The sequence below is a fragment of the Flavobacterium sp. Arc2 genome (assembly GCF_041431385.1).
Classification (GTDB): domain Bacteria; phylum Bacteroidota; class Bacteroidia; order Flavobacteriales; family Flavobacteriaceae; genus Flavobacterium.
Genome location: NZ_JASMRH010000017.1, coordinates 42,938 through 61,112, shown reverse-complemented (window position 1 = coordinate 61,112; position 18,175 = coordinate 42,938). Strand labels below are relative to the sequence as shown.

Genomic DNA, 18,175 nt, shown 5'->3' with positions numbered 1-18,175 from the left:
TGCTGATTTTACTTGAGCTATTTTACAAAAAGGTACGGAATATTAAAATAAATCATTGTTGTCCGATAAAAAAAGAAGCCAAATTAATGGCTTCTTAAAATAATCGTAATTTAGAGTTGCAAAATTCAAATAACGATGGGTAAAAATAAGTATTTTTCGACTAAGTCTGTTTTCGGACAGCTAATTTCTTTAATAGATGATTCAATGATTCAGAAAGCTGTTGAGAAATATAATTCAGACCGATACGTAAAACGCTTCAAGAGTCAAGATCATTTATTTAGTGTGATATTTTGTTGCATAGAAAAGTGCAACTCTTTACGAGAAGTATCTGGGGGAATGCTTGGTTTGTCAGGTAAAGAAGAAACTGTTAGAATCAACTCTCTTCCCAAAAAGAGTACTTTGGCGGATGCCAACAAGGGGCGTAAGGTTGAGTTTTTTGAAGAAATTTATAATAATTTACTTCAGAAATATAGCTTCGTTTTATCGGACAGTCGAATTAAAGAAGCTTTGAAGAAGAATGTTAAGATTGTAGATAGCACCACAATAAGCTTGTTTAAAGATATATTAAAATGTGTTGGCAGAAAGTCTGTTGACGGAAAAAGTAAAGGAGGAATCAAATCGCATAGTGTGATAAATGCCGATGAAAAAGTACCCAGTTTAGTTTGGTTCACATCAGCCACAACGCATGATCATCAGTTTTTGAAAAAACTAAAATGCGATGAACATACCGTTTATATATTTGACAAAGGATACAATGATTACAAAGCTTTTGAGCATTTTACAAATCAAAAAACTGGTTTTGTAACGAGAATAAAAGAGAATGCAAAATTTGAAGTAACACAAAAAAATGACATTCCAGGGAAAATTCACAGCGGTGTTTTATCGGACGAAATCATTGAAGTTGAAGTCAATAAAGAAGGCTTAAAAACCACTTTGAAATTAAGAAAAATAAAGTACTATGACAGAGAACACAAAAGAAGCTTTGAGTTTATTAGTAATTTGTTTGACTTTAGAGCAGACACAATAGCTGCACTTTATAAAATACGTTGGCAGATAGAGCTTTTGTTCAAACAAATTAAGCAAAATTTTCCACTAAAATATTTTTTAGGAGACAATGAAAACGCTATTAAAATCCAAATTTACTGTGTTCTAATAGTAAATCTATTGCTAGGCGTGGTAAAGAAAAGCTCGAAACGACAATGGTCTTTCTCGAATTTAGTTAGTTTTTGTAGAATTCATTTATTCAATTACATTCACTTAACTAAATTTTTAGAAAGTCCGGAAAAAGACTGGGAATTAAATATTCAAAGCTATGGTCAATTAGGTTTGTTTGATGATTATTTAGCAACCGGATTAATTCGATAAAACAAACCAAAAATTATATTTTTAAGTACATCGAATTCTCAAGAAAGTAGTAGAAAACAAGCTGAACTAGGTTAAAACCTTGTTAAGCCTTGAAAAATAAAGAAAAAATAACGTTCCGATTATTTTTATCGGACAACAATGAAAATAAATATAAATAGGAAGACATGAAGAAAATAATTATTTTTTGTTTGATTGGATTTACATGTATTAATGGAGTGGTCCAAGCTCAACAAGAAAAATCTCCTGTATCGAAGAATCAAACTGGTGTAGTAGAGGATGGTATAAATTCAAAAATAAAAGAGATAAATTTTAATCGTTGGTCGTTAAGTATAAATGGTGGTTTTAATGTTCCTGTGGGGCCTTTTACTAAAGGATACTATTCTGCTGCGACAAACTATATTAACCATGCTAATTTCAATCATTTAGACATAAATGTTCGAAAAATGTTCAATACAAAATTTGGTTTGATGTGGGGTTTAGGTTATGATTCATTTTCTAATGTTGGTCGCAGTATACCATTTAATAATAATATGTATAGCACAAGTTTACAAGGAGTAGTAAATGTTCATCGTGCGCTAAACTGGGAGAAGTTTACGAATACTTTCGGATTACAACTGCATTTTGGATCTAGCTTTAGTTTTTTAGATAGTCACTTAATCCGTGCCGAAACGAGTACATATAAGGATAAAGCTTTGGCATTTGACAATATTTATGGAGTGATTAGTGGTGCTACTGTAATTATAAAAGTGTCAGATCGTCTAGCTTTTAATGTTGATTATAGTATGATGAAGAATTTTTCACATAATTTAAATCTTGACGGAAGAACAGAAGTGGATCTCGGTTCTAATAGAACAGGTGTTATTCATAATACTACGGCAGGTATCACATTTTACCTAGGAAATAAAGACAAGCATGCTGACTGGTATTGGGAAAGGAAGGTAGATTGTTATGAAGAATTACTTACAAGAATTAATACGTTAGAAAGTAAGCTAAAAGATTCTAATAATGATGGTATCCCTGACGGAATGGAGACTGTAATAAAAGCTAAATTTGATAATCTACAAAATGTTAATAATGCAATTTCTGGAGACGTAAATTTCACCAAAGTAGAGGCTCGAAATATGATTAATTCGCAATATGTAAATGTGTTTTTTGATTTTGATGAGAGTAGAATTTCAACTGGAACTATATCAGCGATAAATTTTTTAATTAAATATCTTAATGATAATCCAACAGCGAAAGTTGATGTGATAGGTTATGCTGATGAACTAGGAAATACTGATTATAATTTTCGTTTATCTGAAACAAGAGCAAAAAATGTAGCTGAAATGATTATCAGATCAGGTATTGATGCTAGTAGATTGACAGTAATAACTAAGGGTGAAGACAACTCAGTTCCAAAAGAATCTAGTATAGCACGACAATTAGTTAGAAGGGTTGTCTTTAAAGTAAATTAAGTAAGATTGTAAATTGACTGAAAATAAAATTATTATTTGACACTTTCCCATAAAGTGTGTAACTTAAAAAGTTAAGGCTTCTATTTTATAATCGGAGCCTTTTTTCAAATATAAGGGTAAATTGGTTTAAAACAATTTACCAATTTCGAATAGGCATCGTCGATTTTATGGTTGATTTTCGGATTATACCATTATGATTTTTAATTAAATTTGTGGTGTAAATTATTTTTCGGTTTTCATTTGGGAAGTCAAAAAACACCGTCAATTCATCGCATAAGAGTATTTAGCATCCAATTTATCAGCAAAATCATTTAAATCTAGTTATGCAATTTGTTTGTTTGGAGCGTTATAAATATGTGGATATGCAAATAAAATCTACAATATAAGCTAAGCTACATTTTTGTAATTAATTTGATTGTTAAATTCTTCAATAATTGCATAGGTCAAAGCAGAAAGTCTCCTTTTTCTGTTGTACCAAATTACAATGTATTCAAAGATTTCCAGTTTCATTTGTTCTTTAGAAATCAGTTTGTTCTCACAACTCAATTCAACGGCTTTTTCTTTAAAAGCTTTGTCATAAATTTTGCGGAGTTTCACATGCTAAAATTAAGATTATTTCTTAGCTTTCTGTGAAGGGTAAGTTAGCATGTCCAATAAATAGATACTGAATTTATTGCTACACGAGATTAAAATTCAAATTTTCTTTTCTAGGGATACTCCCTTCTCTAATCTCATCGAACTTTTGGTGCCAGTTATAGAATTTTGGTGCTGTTATTCTAATTTTATTGCGAGTTTTGATATGTTTTATTAAATGGGCCTTGCGAATTCTAAAATGAACAGAAGATCTATATGGTAAAAAGTGAAACGTTTACGTAGTTGCCAATATAACTGGTTAAAATTATTCTATTTAAAATCATCGTAAATTTAGGGCAACAAAATTCATTTTGATTTCTAAATTGGGTTAAGAAAATGCTTCTAGGATTCGAATATAGAATCAAACGATTTACTCCCGCAGTATCTGCTAAAAGCAGTTTTTTTATTTTTTGTAAAAAGAGGGGCTATAAAGCCCCTCCATCAGTAAATGAATAATAATCCTCTGGAGTAATAATTAGATGATCTAATAATTGGATATCAAGAGTTTTACTGGCAGCTTTAACCTTAGCCGTAAGTTGTTTATCGGCTTCGGAGGCAATCAGTTTGCCTGAGGGGTGGTTGTGAATCATAATAATCCCGATGGTATTGGCTTTTAGGGTTGCAGTGAATATCAATCGTAGATCGACGAATGTTCCAGTGATGCCTCCGGATGATATTTCATAAGCTCCTAGTACTTTATTACTGTTATTCAATAGTAGTATCTTGAATTCTTCGAAGAATTCGATGGTATTTAGATTCCAAATTTTTAAGACTATCTGGTAGGCAGATTCAGAAGAAGTGATTTGAGACCTTTGGGGTGCTTTTACCTTTGATTTGTAGTGCAGTTGAATTTCTGACACAGTCGCCCGATTTGGATTTTTAGCATAATTCCTATAATTTAAGATTAATAATAGAACCGTTACGGTCATGGGGGAACGAGTGCAAAAAGCAACCCAATAAAGGGAGGGGCACGCGAGTATTTACGAGGTGATTTTTTGCTAGTGAACCGAAGCCCATTACCGACATTTGTTGTAGTATTAGTCGAGTGATAGTATTAAAGAATATAAGGTCTTTAAATAAAAGAGCCTTGTTTGGAGGAAAGGGCTTGCTTAAGGCTTAGTCTAGACGATTTAAGAACAACAGGGTAATATTGAAGTTATAGTTGAATTTCCATTGTCGTTCGATTCTCTTTGAGATGTATGGTTTTCGTTTGCAGCTATATTTTTTGGTTTCGTTTTTCGAACCTATTAATGATAGTAAATTTCAAGTGTAAATAGAGAAATTGCATGCACAAGCCTCACTTTTGTTTTGATCGGTAAAGAATTAAGGAAGGCCTCATGGTAGCTTTTCTTTCCACTAAATCGTCATGAGGTTTCTTTCGGACAGAAGCGTAATTGAGTTTTTAAGTGTATTACTCTGTTTAGATTGAATAGGCCTATTGTGCTACATGAAAAAAGAATACAGTTTTTCACTTCTTCAACACCAAATAAGCCCGGCTTGGATCCTGTAACAGTTGCTCAATTTCTGATTGCATGATTTCTTGAATATCAAGTTTTACTTGCAAATAATTTCGCTGTACTATTGTAGTATCAATCTTTCTGATTACATCAATATTTTTATAATTGGCTTCTTCTTTTTTTAGCGCTTCATGATCATTAATTATTTCACTATGAAACGTTTTCAATTCAATTTTGCAATCAGGATCATCGGCAACCATACTTACAAATTCACCGGAACTCAGTGACGATATCTTAGAAGGAGGAACGGCTGATTCCAATTGTTTCGAACGACTGATGGAGCTGTCTCCGCTATTTATAGATAGTGATTCTCTGTCCTGCATTATTTTACCAAACCGTTCTGAAAGTTGCTTGGCTGTGTCGCCAGTTACCTGACCACTAACAATATTTCCAGTTATGTTTAGAATTACGTCAGCCTGTTCTCGGCCGTAATCTTTACGGAGCTGGCTAAAGTCCTGAATGCCTAAACAGGTGGATACTTTATTGCTTCTGGCTGTGGCGATCAAGCTATCGATATTGTTGAGATAGATAGTTGGGAATTCATCGAAGATGAGACTACTTTTTAGTTTGCCTTTTTGATTAACTAGTTTTACCAAACGGGAGACGTACAAAGATAAGAGAGCTCCATAAATCTGGATTTTCTGGGGGTTATTTCCCATACAGACAATCTTGGGTTCGGCTGGATTATTGATGTCTAATGTAAAGTCATTTCCAGATAATACATAGTACAATTGAGGAGACGAAAGTCTCGCCATGGCAATCTTGGCCGAAGCAATTTGGCCCTCGAGTTGTTCCATGGCATCATTGAGATAGGCAGGGGCCAGATGGATTTTAAGCAAACAGATACCAATGGTAACTTCAAGAGAAACCAATATCATCAAAATTAGGGTTATGATCTTGAAGCTATCCTAGGTAAGTTACCTATAAAAGAATTAAAAACTCCAAAATATAAAGAAGATCTAATGGATTCTCTGAAAAAAGGAAATCTTCAATCTGCTACATTTTTGAAGAATGGCAGCGAGGTCAGGCAATTTGTAGAAGTCAATCCCCAGTTCAAGACGATCAATGTGTACGATACAAATATAAAGCGTATTGATAATCGAGAGTCGAAAGGCGAGAAACAGAAAGAAGGGGAGAAGGTTTCCCTTAAAAAGGACAGTAAAAAACAAGGGACAAGTATTGATAGTGAAGAGCCTGACGTACCTAAGGAAAAAAAAAAGAATAAAAAAGCAGTCTAATTCAATGCGATAACTAATGGAAAGTCTAAAACCCTTATCCGATTTCTTTTCAGCTATTGAAAAGGATTACCGTATCAGTATTACGCATATCGGTGTGTATGCCGCTTTATTGAAATATAGTGAGGATAGGTGTTTTACTAGTCCTATACAGGTTTTTAGTTATGAAATTATGCGAATAGCAAAAATATCTGCATCAAGTACTTATCATAAATGTGTGAGAGAGCTAAACGATTATGGCTATATTAAGTACGAACCCTCTTTTAAAAGAAATCAGGCGAGCAAGATTTATTTTTCCTGTTCGGCACCTAGTTTATAGTTAAGAATTTCAATATAAAAGCAAGATGAAAAAAGTAACAGTTAACGAGCTTTCGGTTTCGGTACGAGTGCTATTCACCAAGATAGAACAATTCGAGTCATTACTAGGATCAAGGCTATTCAATAGTACAAATAGAGAGGCTGTTATAATGAAAGTAACAAAGTATAAATGTGCTTCTCATTATAATAAAAATGAACTAGCACAACTCTTTTATATCCTAATGGATGAGAATGTTTTATTTTTTGACGATAAAAACTCAAAGCAGAATAGAAGTAAAATGCAGGAATTTATTGAAGATAATTTTACCTATTTTGGAGATTTAGGCAATCAAGTTAGTATCGGCACAATAAGTAAACAATTTTCAGAAGCTAAGGGGTTTACATATGGGGATAAACAATTGAAATTTCTAGATCAAATTATTGAAGTACTCCAAAAACGAAGAGAAAAGATTGCATTTAAATAATAATTTACTCTAAAGATGTTTGAAAAAACCATTATTCTTCATTCTCTGTTTTAATTAATAAAAAACTCATAGATCATGTCTAAAGAAGGAAAAGCTAATATATTCGCATATTTGTCAGCAATTAAAAATATGCTTGAGCCGCTGCAAGCCCGACTGGAAAAAATTGATTCTAAGATTAATGGTCAATATGGAAAGCCAAGGTTACGATACTATAGGAATGAAGATTTAAAGAAAATATTCGGGTTATCTAATAACACAATTATCAAATACCGCCAAACAGGTGTACTTCCATATACAAAACTCGGTGATATATTTTTGTACGAGGCAAGTAAAATAGAGAAGTTACTCAACAAAAATGGAGAATGAATTAATTACTAATATCAAAAATATAAAGAGTTAGATAGAATAATTAGTTAATTATCAGGTGTAAAAAATAAAAAAAATAATTTTTATGATAGTGTCAAAAAAAAGGATTCCTGTGGGAATCCTTTTTTTTATTGAACATACATGTTATTTTAAATGGAACATTTTATTTAGTAAAGTGAAGTTAGATTACATATATTTCACCTTTAATTTAGTCATATCTTCCATTACGTTTACATCTAATACTTTAGCATAGTGCTGTGTCTGTTTAATATTTGTATGGCCCATCATTGATGAAACATTTTCTATCCTCACTCCGTTACCTAAGGTTACCGTAGTTGCGAAAGTATGCCTGGCCACATACCAAGTCAAATTTTTAGTTATGCCACACAAATCAGCAATCTCCTTGAGATAGGCATTCATTTTTTGATTGGATATCTGAGGTATCAATCCAATTTGTAGATGTTTGTATTTATTAATGATCTTCAGGGCGGGAGGTAAGATAGGAACGTTAGCTCTAATTGCTGTTTTAGCCCTATTTGTCATAATCCAAAGTGCATCACTACTATCTTGGAATATATTACTTTCCGTAAGGTTACAGGCATCAATGGGGGCGTAACCAGTGTAGCAACTAAAAAGGAAAACATCCTTAACACGCTCCAAGCGTTCCACTGAAAATTTCTTATTCTCTATGCCATCTAATTCGTTTTGTGTTAAAAAAATGGCGTCTTTGATGCTCAGTTTTCCATCGTAAAGGTTAAATGGATTCTTCTCCATCAATCCCATTCTTATACTGTAATTACAGGCAGTTTTATACATTCTCATATACTTTACCATCGAGTTATTTTTGATGCCTACTTTTCCTTTAAAATTACTTTCGTACTTTAGATATGATTCGAGATTGTAAACAAAAGAGCTGGAAATCTCATTTGAAGAAAGGTCTTCTACGCCGTACTGCTGTTTTATAAAGTTGACGAGTAATTCCCTAGAACGTCTATACTTTTGGAATGAGGCTTTAGATCTCTCTCCGACTGTAACTTTTTTTTCAAAGTAAGCGTTGTGCTTATCTATTATTTCTACGATGCTCACACCCTTTGTTGGACTAGTGATTTTACCGTTAAACTCATTTTTAAGCTGTACCAATGAAATATCAGAACTCACCTTGGCTAGCTCATTAAATTTCTTTTCAATATTCAATTGGAAAAGATCTAGGCTATGCTTTAATACCTTTTCCTTTTCAAGTTTAAGCACCGTTCTGAGGTTTTTGGTAAACTGCCACCGTTCTTTTAGAATTGATTTGCCAGTAGTCATGGTGATTGACTGTTGGTTGTAAGAGATACGAGCAAAAATTGGAGATTCTCCCTTCTTGTTAGCTTTTCCAGCTTTGAGATAAAAAATTACTTTTAACATAACTTCTTGTTTTTAAATTAATAATCAAATTGATTTAAAAACTTTGAGAGTAGCTAGTGATAGCGGGGAATTCCCGGGGAATTCTTCCAATTTAGTGACCCTATTTTCTCGAAAATGGCTGAAAATAAAATAGGGTCACCAATAGGGTCACTGTTCTTTGATTCTATATGTGTTTTTTGACACATTATAAAAAAGTCAAAAGCCTTTAAATACTAGTATTTAAAGGCTTTTGACTTTTAAAGTTTCTTTTGAAACCTTATGTGGCGGAGAAAGAGGGTTTGACTTATCTTTACTACTCTGTTGATATATAGTGTTTTATATATTTTTTATTATTCAAGTGCCCCTACATGTGCCCCTTCAAATTTTTACAGTTTTTCAGCTGTGTTGATGCCTGTAAATTTACAAAAAATACTTCTAAAAAGGGGTTGTAATTTGTCAAAATATGAACTAGTTAGCTATTTTTATTGAACTGTTAAAGATTAAATTTTGAACACCTAAATCATAATTTCTATCCAATTATTAAAGGTTCAACCTGTTCAATTTTAAGGCTCGTAAACTGGCAAAATTCTTCAATGGACACAAACTCATCCTCTAGTTTATTTAACTTAATCCTCATTTTTTGCAACATTCTAACGCTTTGACGGTAACTCTTGCCAGTTATGCGCTGTATGTCTTTCGGGTAGATGCATAATCTCTTGGTTTCTGTTCTCATACTTTATCTATTACTTTGATCAGGCTTTGATGTACTCTAAAGTGCTATTTATAAGACTTTAACTAGCATAAATTTATGAAAAAAAGAGATTACTTAGTCTGTTTCAAATAATCTCTGGTATCTGTCTTCTAATAGTGTTTTGTATTTTTCTTTGAATGGACCCGATAGGAATGAATTATTAATCCATTGGATGGCGATAGGTTTGTTTTTTTGGAACCGTTTTGCCATTCCCTTTATTTGTTTTTCATTCAAGCCAAGGGTAATACCCAGTCTTTTGAAATGTTCCCATTTTAGTTTTTTCTTTTTTCCTTCCAATGTTAGAGCCAGTTCCTCGGTGTCGTCTGGATTCACTATTATCACATTTAATAAATCGTAGGCGGGTGCCAATGTCCAGGTATCAGCTGAGTGGATCATCGAAAAGTTTTTGAGATGCATGTCATTATTTCCAGTTAAGAAACTGAAAATGGCCAGTTCTAAAAAGTACACTTTGTCGAGCAAGGTGTTATCTGAAAATTCGTCTAAGGCTTTTCCTATTTTTTCCATGGAGCTTTTGTACTTTTCGAAAGCTTCGGTTATTTGGAACATGTCCAGCATGTGAATTTTTTCTCCAGTTTCGGTTCTGTCGATACGTTTGGTAATGTAGGACAGTTCACCCGACTGCAGACGGATCAGACTCGACATTACGGTATTTATGCCGAAAGCTTCTGCTATCCGCATGGTGACATGCTCATTTTCGGGCATTTCTGGAAACTGTGCGGATGGTGGTTTGAAAATATAGTTTCCACCCAAAGCACCGACAACTGTAAGGCGGCCTTTGTTGCCGTCTTGGATCGTGTCATTTACAATAGACAAGGACAATTTGGGTTGCACTCCAGGAACTGCCACACTTCGTTCCACTACGTTTTTGGCCAAGTCCACCATTTGCTTTAGCGAATGCTCGAATACCGGTTGTTGTTTGCTGCCGAAGAACTCCAAACTACACTGCTCATGAAAATCACCAACGGCATCGTCGGCTAATGGTTTATAACAGTAGAGGCATTTCTTAGACATCTTCATTTGGTATTGGTTGAACACTTACTGCTCCGATACAATTTTGACAACAGGCGAGGAGTAACCCCATGCGATCGTTTGGATTAATTTTCCAGTTTTTGGAAGCTATATCCAGTAGCCATCCTTCTGGAATCAAACCTTCAAAAAAAGGAAATAACCGTTTTTCAGTGTAGGCTTTTGATTGTACCGGCATGGTCAAGCTGATGCTTTCTTTTGGATGCTCTTCAATAAAATTTTCATCGTATTGAAAGTGGTATTCCCCTTCATCCGTTTCCGTTAGTATTCCCGCCAAGAAGTCTTTATAATATATGGCTGCTTTTCTCATTCGTTCTGATCTTCATTTTTGGATAGTTCTCTTGCATTTACGGGAGCTAAAGTATGGCCAAACATTTTGAGGACTTGGTTTACTTTTTCCATATTCAGGTTTTCTTTACCCTGTTCTATTTTTCTAATAACGGTCAGCGCTACACCTGCGCGTTCCGCAAAGGCTTCCTGAGTTAGGTTTACTTCGTTCCTTTTCTCTTTTACAAAATCTGCTATTGTCTTCATTATTATATGCTTTTGCAACGATTATAAGCAAATATAGGTAATTATATGTAAAAGCATATAACATATTACAAAAATGTAAATCTATATGTAAATGCATATAGCTTTATGGGTTGGTTATTCGAAGATACAAACTGACATTTAGATCGATTTCTGCCATTTATACCGCTGGCTGCCATATGGAGCAGCACTTGTAATTTCGTATTGAAATTCACGTCATCTTTGTTAGTAATCAATCGAAAAGTGTTGCAACAGGATGATGATTGAAAGAGTTTTAATTGAATAATTAATCTAAAATTTTAGGAATTATGGCAAGACAGAAAGGCATAATTAAATTGAAAGGTACGATCGGAGATATTACTTTTTACAAAACCAAAGACGGGCATTTAGCTCGTGAAAAAGGAGGCATCGATGCGAAAAGAATTGCAACTGATCCTGCATTCCAAAGAACCCGTGAAAACGGGGCCGAATTTGGAAGGGCTGGTAAAGCCGGTAAAACGCTAAGAACAGCTTTGAGAACTTTGCTTATCAATTCTGCTGATAGCAGAATGGTGAGCCGATTAACCCAGTCTATGGTCAAAGTGATTCAAGCGGATTTAGTGAACGACAGAGGATTACGTAATGTAATTGATGGCGAAGCGGAACTGCTTGTAGGGTTTGATTTCAATATCACTGGGAAATTAGGGACGACTTTGTTTGTTCCTTTTGTAGGAACTATTGATCGAGCGGCAGGTGAAATTTCAGTTGCGGTGGATCCTTTTGTACCTGCGAATATGATTGCTGCTCCAGGTGGAACAACTCACTATAAAATTATTTCTGCGGGAGCCGAAATTAATTTTGAGGCGGAAATTTTTGTGGTTTCTAGTTCTGAAACAGCCATCCAGCCATGGGATTCGACGCCTGTAGTAGCCATTAATCAATTGAATGCAGTGACTCCAAACAGTGTAAGTCCGTTGTTTTTGGCTTTAGGTCTGGAGTTTTATCAAGAGGTAAATGGAAAAATGTATCCTTTGAAAAATGGTGCATTTAATCCATTGGCATTAGTGCTAGTAAGCGGTCTTTAAGATGGTTTTAGTGTTAAATAGGACCTATTTTCCCGAGGGAACACAAGGAGTTTTAGAATGGAACGGCACCGTAGTTTGTTATACCATCGAGTTGCCCTGGTTACAAAACCAAAGGCGCATTTCTTGTATTCCCGAAGGAGAATATGTTTTGCAGAAGCGGTTTAGTCCTAAATTCAAATGGCATATCCATTTACAAAATGTTCCAGGACGCGATTTTATATTAATACATCGTGCTAATGATGCTAAAAAGGAACTATTGGGCTGTATCGCTCCCGTAACGATACAAACCGGAATAGGGAAGGGAAGTAGCTCTCGAATAGCTTTAGAAAAGCTGACAACTCTCGTATATGCTGCCTTGGGACACAACGAAGAAGTGAAAATAAAGATCCAATCAAAAAAATTAGTATTATGAATATAGTAGAAAGAACAAAAGCTCCCACTCCGAAGTTTTTCAGGATGTTGCGAAGTATTGGTTTGGCCTTACTGGCCTTAAGTGGAAGTGTGATTGCAGCACCAGTGATTTTGCCAGCTGTTGTCGTTAGCGTTGCGGGCTATCTAGCAGTTGCTGGAGGTGTACTTTCGGCAGTGAGTCAGATGACGGTTGATGATGATGCGAAATCAGAAGAGGATCTCCTAAATCGAATGCGGAAAGACAATGAAAATTTACCTCGAGATGGAATCAAATAACAGCTTACAAATCGGAACCGCATCTGGAACTTTGTTTAGTGTAATCCCCAACATTGTTTCTGAAGACATTGTAAAAACAGTTATCTTAGCAATTGTAGGAGCGATTATTAGTTTTATTGTTTCGCTCCTTTTAAAAGAATTGACAAAATCAAAAAAGAGATAATTCGGGTTTGGATTGGTAACCTTTTCCCGAATTTATATGAAAGCCTAGTCGTGAGACCAGGCTTTTTTTTGTTTTAACGTTTCGCGGCTTTGCGAGGTCGCGAAGTGCGTAAACGAGATTTTTTGGTTAAGTTAAAATTTCTTGCGAAACGTGAACGTGAACTTACCACAAAATTCGCACTCTTGCAAAACCGCTGTTAGCAGTTCGGTTGTTTATTTACAATGTTTGTAAGTTTAATTTATAATTCAGTTAGTTTATAATTACTTATCTAAATAAGAGCGTAGATGCTTTTGTTTCTTTTATAAATATTATTCCATCATAAGCCTCTGTTAGTTTTTCATTTTCAATCATTTTTGGATTGTAAGTTGAGCCTATTCCCCGGTATTTAATTTTAGAATTTATGTATTTTCCCAAAACATTTATTTTATTAATTGAATTAAAATCTAAAAAAAAGTAGTCGAAAGAACTTTTATTAAATAACTCGCTATTCGTATTACTCATTGGTTCGGTAATTGAAAATATTTCAATCTTTTTATTCTTAATACTATATGCGTTAAATTCTCCAGTAGCAAAATCAAATCCTAAACTATAATACTCATTTCCATATTTTTCTTTTAAAAAATGTCCCATCGAAAATTCATTAGTGTAGGTTATTTTGTTTTTTTTGATATGAAAATTATGTGCCCAAATAAATATTTTGCTCTCATTACCATCAGTAACTAATATTTGATTAATGTTTTCTGACATTTCTTTGTCTCGTATTTCTTGCCTATAATCTATGCACAAATTTATATATTGAATAATTGAATTTTGTAGGCTTATGTATAATTCTTTGTTTTCAACTGCAGAACTTTTTAAAATCTCTTTCAATTCAGCCATAACGATTAAATGACTATTTAATATGTTCTTATTTAAATGCTTAGAGCTATTTGTTAAAGTGTAATGACTTAATATATCTAAATATTTGATTTTGTTTTTATATGAATTTTCTGTTAGATGCTCAGTAATTATTTTAGCTGAATTTGAACAATCCATAATATCTATTCCATAAAAATTTATTTGCTTAGATTGAATTTTATCGATATTGTATTTTTTCATCCATTCAATTAATTCTAAAACTTCCTGAGTGTTCCAAGTCCATAATCCAATATTTTTGAGCAATTCTTTTGGGTCACTTTCTTGTCCTTTTATGTAATTATTAATTGCAATACAATTTGCATAACTTGCCTCAATTGCAAAATTGCGAACTCCTTGATTTATCACTAAGTATTTAAAAAACTTAAATTTTAAGTTGAAAAATTCTTTTGTTCCATGTGTTGCTTCGCCAAATCCAAATATCCTTACTTTCTCAAATATACTATCCAATCTAGCGTCTTTATCAATATCGATGTTTGGATTTGAATCGTTAAGTTTAAATGCATTCTTATTTATTGCTTTAACAATATCATTATTTTGGCCGAACACATATAAATTAGAAAAAATAATTAATAAAAATGCAACTATATTTTTTTTCATATTTTATGTTCTTAATTGTTTAATAGCTTATTTGTGATTTAAATGAATAGTTCTTTAAAGTAACGGTTTTCAGTTAACTGACTGCTAACTTGTATATAATATCAAATATATATAACTTTTATTCAATATTGTATTTTTACTTTCTGGAATACCTCAACAATATCACTCTTCTCATTTCACTAATAAGGATAATATTCTTGTTTAATTGATCCTCTTTTTGTTCCAATAACCGCAACGCCTGTATTTGTTTTTTATGCAGCTCGTGTTCTTGTAGCATTTCGTTAACTTTTAATATAAAATCCTTTTTGAAATCAGTAATTCTTAAAAATGGGATTACGGACCCCAATAATGATTGGTGCCAGAATTTGGCTTTCCAAAGACTATAGGCCAACCAATAAACCGTTTCTGCATCTTCATCGTTTTGAAATAGGATTACATAGCTATTAGTAAATGGTACTTTTTGTGGCTTGCCGCTGTTCATCCCTTTGTTGAGGATATAAATTTGGTTTGCTCGGTAAACAGCATTTTTTTGGTGTGTTTTGATGATGAAATTTGGCATAGCGCTTTGGTGTTAAAGATTCGACCTTAATTTTTTTCGCTGATTATATTTTCTTTTGATGCGAAGAATTATCATTTCGGAAAAGAAAAAAGAGAAAAAAAGAAAGCCGTTATAATAGCAGCAATGACGAACGAAAATGGAGGGAAGAATGACCGACTGGAAGTGAGGAATAGATGCTAAATTTGCTGTGTTTTTTTCTCTTTCTTTTCAGAAAAATGCACTGTCGTAATTGTTGTAGTTTCTCAGGGGAGTTCTTGTGGAAACGGCAATTAACACCCCCAAGCACCGCAAGGAGCAAAAAAAGTGGTGCCCCTTTTGAGGGCAAGGAACTTTTTTTTGCGGATGAGGAGCGCCGCGGCGGGGTTGCGGCAATCGAGCAGCCACCATAGACGCGAGAGTTGAGCGGAGGTACAAAGCGAAACGTAGCGGCTATGAGCGTGAAACGGCGGGTAAAAAATAGAAGGCAACCGCCTTTGTGGCGGTGTACCTTGATTTAGGGCAAAGCGACCGAACCAATCGATAATTGATAGGAATAATTGATAATTGAAAATGGATGCTTCTAAGATAACGTAAGTGAGGTAAGCGGAGCCACGCCCGATGGCTGTGCGAAGGAGCAACCGCTGAAAAAATGGAGGGCTGCAGACACAATATGGCTGGAATGCAGTGAAACGTAGCCTGCGGAGTGTAACGAAATGAAGTGGTATTGTGGATGCATAAGCCCGACCGAACGTAGGAAGTGAACGTGTGAAGATGAGGAACGAGGCAGCGCAAAAAAATAGTTGCTTATTTTCAAGCTGCTGTTTTTTTTGTAGCTGAATCGTGTCTGCGGAACGGAGGAAGGTACGACCGACTGGAACAGCCGAGCGGAACAAAGGGAACGACCGAAGAGAGACCGCTTTATTGCGTAAGAGCTTAAAAAATAAGAAAAATAGATGTGCTGAAAATGCAAAGAGCAAGTCACAACAGAGTGGTTCAGTCATTATGCGCTCAGCATATGACGGTCACTATCTAGGCTGTCTTTTTAGTCTGTTTCGAATGAAAACTTATAATTTTTCTCTCAAAAAAGTTAAGTATATTTGAATACAAAAAAATAATATGAAGCTGAAATTCGAAACTTGGATTGTAGAAAATCATTTCCCAGAAAATGCAAAAAATTTATTTAAAACTTCTGCTGACTGTTATAAAGCGCAAGCTTATAGCGCATCACTTCTAATGGGATATCTTGGATTTTTGGTAACTTTGAAAGAAAGAGTAATGAGTGCGGAAAAACCAAATCTTTTTCCAGCCGGACTTTGGAAGAACCTAATCACAAACTTAAAAAATGAGGATAAATGGGAAGAAAGCATTTTTGATGCATCATTACAGCAGGAAAAAACTGATGGTGCTAAGCCATCAAAAAGAACTCAGGATCCTGTATTTGTAATAAACGACAATTTGCGTACACAGATTAGGTATTGGAAAGACCGCAGAAATGATTGTGTACATAATAAAGATAACATTATAACTATTTCCCATGTAGAAACTTTCTGGACCTTTTTGGAATCCAATCTTCAAAAAATTACCATCGAGGGAGGAAAAATTACATTACTAAATAAATTTAAGAAGCATTACGACAGATCATATACTGCAGCAAATGAAGATGTAAAACCATTGATTAAACAGATCAGGAGTGCTGTAACAAAACTTGAAATACAGGATTTTTGGAGGCAATTGTTTGATGATGTTTCAGACTTATGGGATTATAGTAACGAAATCTCATTAATAACTAAAATAATAAAAACGAATGATCCTGAAATTACAGAATCATTGATTTCACACCTAAAGTCTGACGAAAAGCTACTGAAAGCATATATAAATGAGCATCCTTCAATTATTGCACTTTTGGGATACACAAAGCCTGAAATTCGTAATTTTTGGAATAAAAAAATTGGCAGTATGACCAATGTTATGGGAGTGTATGCCTCAATGTTAAGAAATAATTTAATCCCTGCTGAACAAATAATGGAAGCTAGCGAAAAATTAGTCTATCTTTACAAATATACAGAAAATGCAGATGATCATTATATCCTATCATCGCATGGATTTGGAGAAGTAATGTATGAATGTCTTTTTGTTAAAAACAACTCAAGTCAGCGCAAATACTGGGAATTTATGAACAATCATTATAGTCTTTATACAAAGTATGTTGAATTGTATGAATTAAAAGACGAAGTTGTTAAAATTCTTTGTGAGGAATTTGGCAAGACCGAATGGGTTTCTTATTTTCTAAAAGAAAGCCTCGAGCGTCTTTTTACGCGAAATCTTTCGAAAATGAATGAATTTAAGCAAAAGGCAGTTAAAATGAATTTAATATTACCACCTCAAATTGCAATCCTTCATTGCTAGCTTTGAGCTCTTGCGTTTTTTTTTGATAATAGGAATAATTTTATTCTTGTAGACGTCCAATGTTAAACATTATATTCTTTTGCATTGCGCTAGAAAAATCTTCTGTAACTATTTTATCATTTTATACCTCGGTAAATTAATTTCATGTTCCTGAGGGTATGGAACGCGATGTGTCATGCTGAAGTCTTCCCGAATATTCGTGGGCCTTATATTGCTTGCCTTTGGTATTTGAACATCACTGGAATTTGTATTTATAGAACATAATCGATGAATGATAATAATACTATTTAGGATGCTGCTGAGACTGAAGAGAGATGTGTTTTTCTATTAATGAAATAAATAACAGCTTCAATATTTTTACGGATTTCTACAGACCAGATACAAAGCACTTCCCATCCGAATGAGGTAAGATATTCGTTGACTTCATTATCCCGCTTTATATCCCGCTTAATTTTTCTGTACCAGAATTCGCGATTGGATTTAGTACGGTATTTTTTGGGTTTCCCAATCTTTACCGTGAAAGAATTCGCTATCTACGAAAATGGCAATCTTGTACTTCTTAAAAGTAAGATCTGGTTTGCCAAAAACGGTTTTATAGTTCTTTCGGTAGCGATACCCTAAATGCCATAACGCTTTTGCCAGACGGATCTCGTTTGTGGTTCCGGTGCTTTTGATGGCACGCATGTTTTTGGAGCGTTGGGATGGAGTATGGTGGTCCATAATATTCTTATA

The 18,175-nt window shown here is 34.1% G+C and carries 21 protein-coding genes and 1 pseudogene; 11 read left to right on the top strand and 11 right to left on the bottom strand.

What is annotated here, in order from left to right:
* Positions 1-135 precede the first annotated feature (135 nt).
* Positions 136-1,365 carry an IS4 family transposase gene (locus QO182_RS12830; protein ID WP_371562046.1) on the top strand — a complete coding sequence of 410 codons (1,230 nt, stop codon included), beginning with the start codon at positions 136-138 and terminating at the stop codon, positions 1,363-1,365.
* Positions 1,366-1,553: 188 nt separating this feature from the next.
* Positions 1,554-2,822: an OmpA family protein gene (locus QO182_RS12825; RefSeq protein WP_371542360.1), complete on the top strand. Its 1,269-nt coding sequence runs from the start codon at positions 1,554-1,556 to the stop codon at positions 2,820-2,822.
* An 85-nt stretch (positions 2,823-2,907) separates the two neighbouring features.
* Here QO182_RS12825 and QO182_RS12820 read toward each other — a convergent pair.
* The 4 genes and pseudogenes from QO182_RS12820 to QO182_RS12805 form a co-directional block, all read right to left on the bottom strand.
* Positions 2,908-3,176: pseudogene (locus tag QO182_RS12820) on the bottom strand (transposase); the annotation flags it as partial.
* 33 nt (positions 3,177-3,209) lie between these two features.
* Positions 3,210-3,419 (bottom strand): IS3 family transposase, encoded by a 210-nt coding sequence (locus tag QO182_RS12815; protein WP_371542357.1) that lies wholly within the window; start codon positions 3,417-3,419, stop codon positions 3,210-3,212.
* Positions 3,420-3,880: 461 nt separating this feature from the next.
* Entirely contained in the window at positions 3,881-4,384 is a 504-nt protein-coding gene (locus tag QO182_RS12810) for a JAB domain-containing protein (RefSeq protein ID WP_371562045.1), read from the bottom strand.
* Between the two features lie 539 nt (positions 4,385-4,923).
* Positions 4,924-5,769 carry a TraM recognition domain-containing protein gene (locus tag QO182_RS12805; protein WP_371562043.1) on the bottom strand — a complete coding sequence of 282 codons (846 nt, stop codon included), beginning with the start codon at positions 5,767-5,769 and terminating at the stop codon, positions 4,924-4,926.
* Positions 5,770-5,934: 165 nt separating this feature from the next.
* Between QO182_RS12805 and QO182_RS12800 the strand changes: the two genes are divergently transcribed.
* The 4 genes from QO182_RS12800 to QO182_RS12785 all read left to right on the top strand — a co-directional run bounded on the left by QO182_RS12800 (position 5,935) and on the right by QO182_RS12785 (position 7,355).
* A complete protein-coding gene (locus QO182_RS12800) occupies positions 5,935-6,210 on the top strand; it encodes a hypothetical protein (RefSeq protein WP_371562042.1) in 276 nt (91 codons plus the stop codon).
* 16 nt (positions 6,211-6,226) lie between these two features.
* Positions 6,227-6,526 carry a hypothetical protein gene (locus QO182_RS12795; protein ID WP_371562040.1) on the top strand — a complete coding sequence of 100 codons (300 nt, stop codon included), beginning with the start codon at positions 6,227-6,229 and terminating at the stop codon, positions 6,524-6,526.
* A 25-nt stretch (positions 6,527-6,551) separates the two neighbouring features.
* Positions 6,552-6,989 carry a hypothetical protein gene (locus QO182_RS12790; RefSeq protein WP_371562038.1) on the top strand — a complete coding sequence of 146 codons (438 nt, stop codon included), beginning with the start codon at positions 6,552-6,554 and terminating at the stop codon, positions 6,987-6,989.
* 75 nt (positions 6,990-7,064) lie between these two features.
* Complete coding sequence (locus QO182_RS12785; protein WP_371562036.1) at positions 7,065-7,355, top strand: helix-turn-helix domain-containing protein; 291 nt, start codon at positions 7,065-7,067, stop codon at positions 7,353-7,355.
* Between the two features lie 186 nt (positions 7,356-7,541).
* Here QO182_RS12785 and QO182_RS12780 read toward each other — a convergent pair whose 3' ends face one another.
* The 4 genes from QO182_RS12780 to QO182_RS12765 all read right to left on the bottom strand — a co-directional run bounded on the left by QO182_RS12780 (position 7,542) and on the right by QO182_RS12765 (position 11,073).
* Positions 7,542-8,762, bottom strand: a complete 1,221-nt coding sequence (locus tag QO182_RS12780; protein WP_371562034.1) for a phage integrase SAM-like domain-containing protein — start codon at positions 8,760-8,762, stop codon at positions 7,542-7,544.
* Between the two features lie 805 nt (positions 8,763-9,567).
* Positions 9,568-10,524, bottom strand: a complete 957-nt coding sequence (locus tag QO182_RS12775) for a HipA domain-containing protein (RefSeq protein ID WP_371562071.1) — start codon at positions 10,522-10,524, stop codon at positions 9,568-9,570.
* Positions 10,517-10,849: a HipA N-terminal domain-containing protein gene (locus QO182_RS12770; protein WP_371562032.1), complete on the bottom strand. Its 333-nt coding sequence runs from the start codon at positions 10,847-10,849 to the stop codon at positions 10,517-10,519. The genes QO182_RS12775 and QO182_RS12770 overlap by 8 nt, the downstream gene beginning before the upstream one ends.
* Positions 10,846-11,073, bottom strand: a complete 228-nt coding sequence (locus tag QO182_RS12765) for a helix-turn-helix domain-containing protein (protein WP_371562030.1) — start codon at positions 11,071-11,073, stop codon at positions 10,846-10,848. The genes QO182_RS12770 and QO182_RS12765 overlap by 4 nt, the downstream gene beginning before the upstream one ends.
* Before the next feature lie 305 nt (positions 11,074-11,378).
* Between QO182_RS12765 and QO182_RS12760 the strand changes: the two genes are divergently transcribed.
* The 4 genes from QO182_RS12760 to QO182_RS12745 are packed head-to-tail and all read left to right on the top strand — an operon-like array spanning position 11,379 to position 12,984.
* The gene (locus QO182_RS12760) at positions 11,379-12,134 is read left to right on the top strand and encodes a hypothetical protein (RefSeq protein WP_371562028.1); all 756 of its coding nucleotides are present in this window, start codon (positions 11,379-11,381) and stop codon (positions 12,132-12,134) included.
* A gap of 1 nt (position 12,135) precedes the next feature.
* Entirely contained in the window at positions 12,136-12,546 is a 411-nt protein-coding gene (locus tag QO182_RS12755) for a DUF5675 family protein (protein WP_371562026.1), read from the top strand.
* A complete protein-coding gene (locus QO182_RS12750; RefSeq protein WP_371561893.1) occupies positions 12,543-12,821 on the top strand; it encodes a hypothetical protein in 279 nt (92 codons plus the stop codon). The genes QO182_RS12755 and QO182_RS12750 overlap by 4 nt, the downstream gene beginning before the upstream one ends.
* On the top strand, positions 12,808-12,984 hold the full coding sequence (locus QO182_RS12745) for a hypothetical protein (protein WP_371562024.1): 177 nt from the start codon (positions 12,808-12,810) through the stop codon (positions 12,982-12,984). The genes QO182_RS12750 and QO182_RS12745 overlap by 14 nt, the downstream gene beginning before the upstream one ends.
* 264 nt (positions 12,985-13,248) lie before the next feature.
* On the opposite strand, the gene QO182_RS12740 is transcribed toward QO182_RS12745, so the two are convergent.
* Both QO182_RS12740 and QO182_RS12735 read right to left on the bottom strand, forming a co-directional pair.
* Positions 13,249-14,499: an erythromycin esterase family protein gene (locus QO182_RS12740; protein ID WP_371562022.1), complete on the bottom strand. Its 1,251-nt coding sequence runs from the start codon at positions 14,497-14,499 to the stop codon at positions 13,249-13,251.
* A 136-nt stretch (positions 14,500-14,635) separates the two neighbouring features.
* Complete coding sequence (locus tag QO182_RS12735) at positions 14,636-15,058, bottom strand: hypothetical protein (RefSeq protein WP_371562020.1); 423 nt, start codon at positions 15,056-15,058, stop codon at positions 14,636-14,638.
* A gap of 1,095 nt (positions 15,059-16,153) precedes the next feature.
* On the opposite strand from QO182_RS12735, the gene QO182_RS12730 reads away from it, so the two are divergent.
* Positions 16,154-17,443 carry a hypothetical protein gene (locus QO182_RS12730; protein ID WP_371562018.1) on the top strand — a complete coding sequence of 430 codons (1,290 nt, stop codon included), beginning with the start codon at positions 16,154-16,156 and terminating at the stop codon, positions 17,441-17,443.
* Positions 17,444-17,923: 480 nt separating this feature from the next.
* Here the strand turns inward: QO182_RS12730 and QO182_RS12725 are convergent, their stop codons facing one another.
* On the bottom strand, positions 17,924-18,163 hold the full coding sequence (locus QO182_RS12725; protein WP_371562017.1) for a hypothetical protein: 240 nt from the start codon (positions 18,161-18,163) through the stop codon (positions 17,924-17,926).
* Between the last annotated feature and the right edge of the window lie 12 nt (positions 18,164-18,175).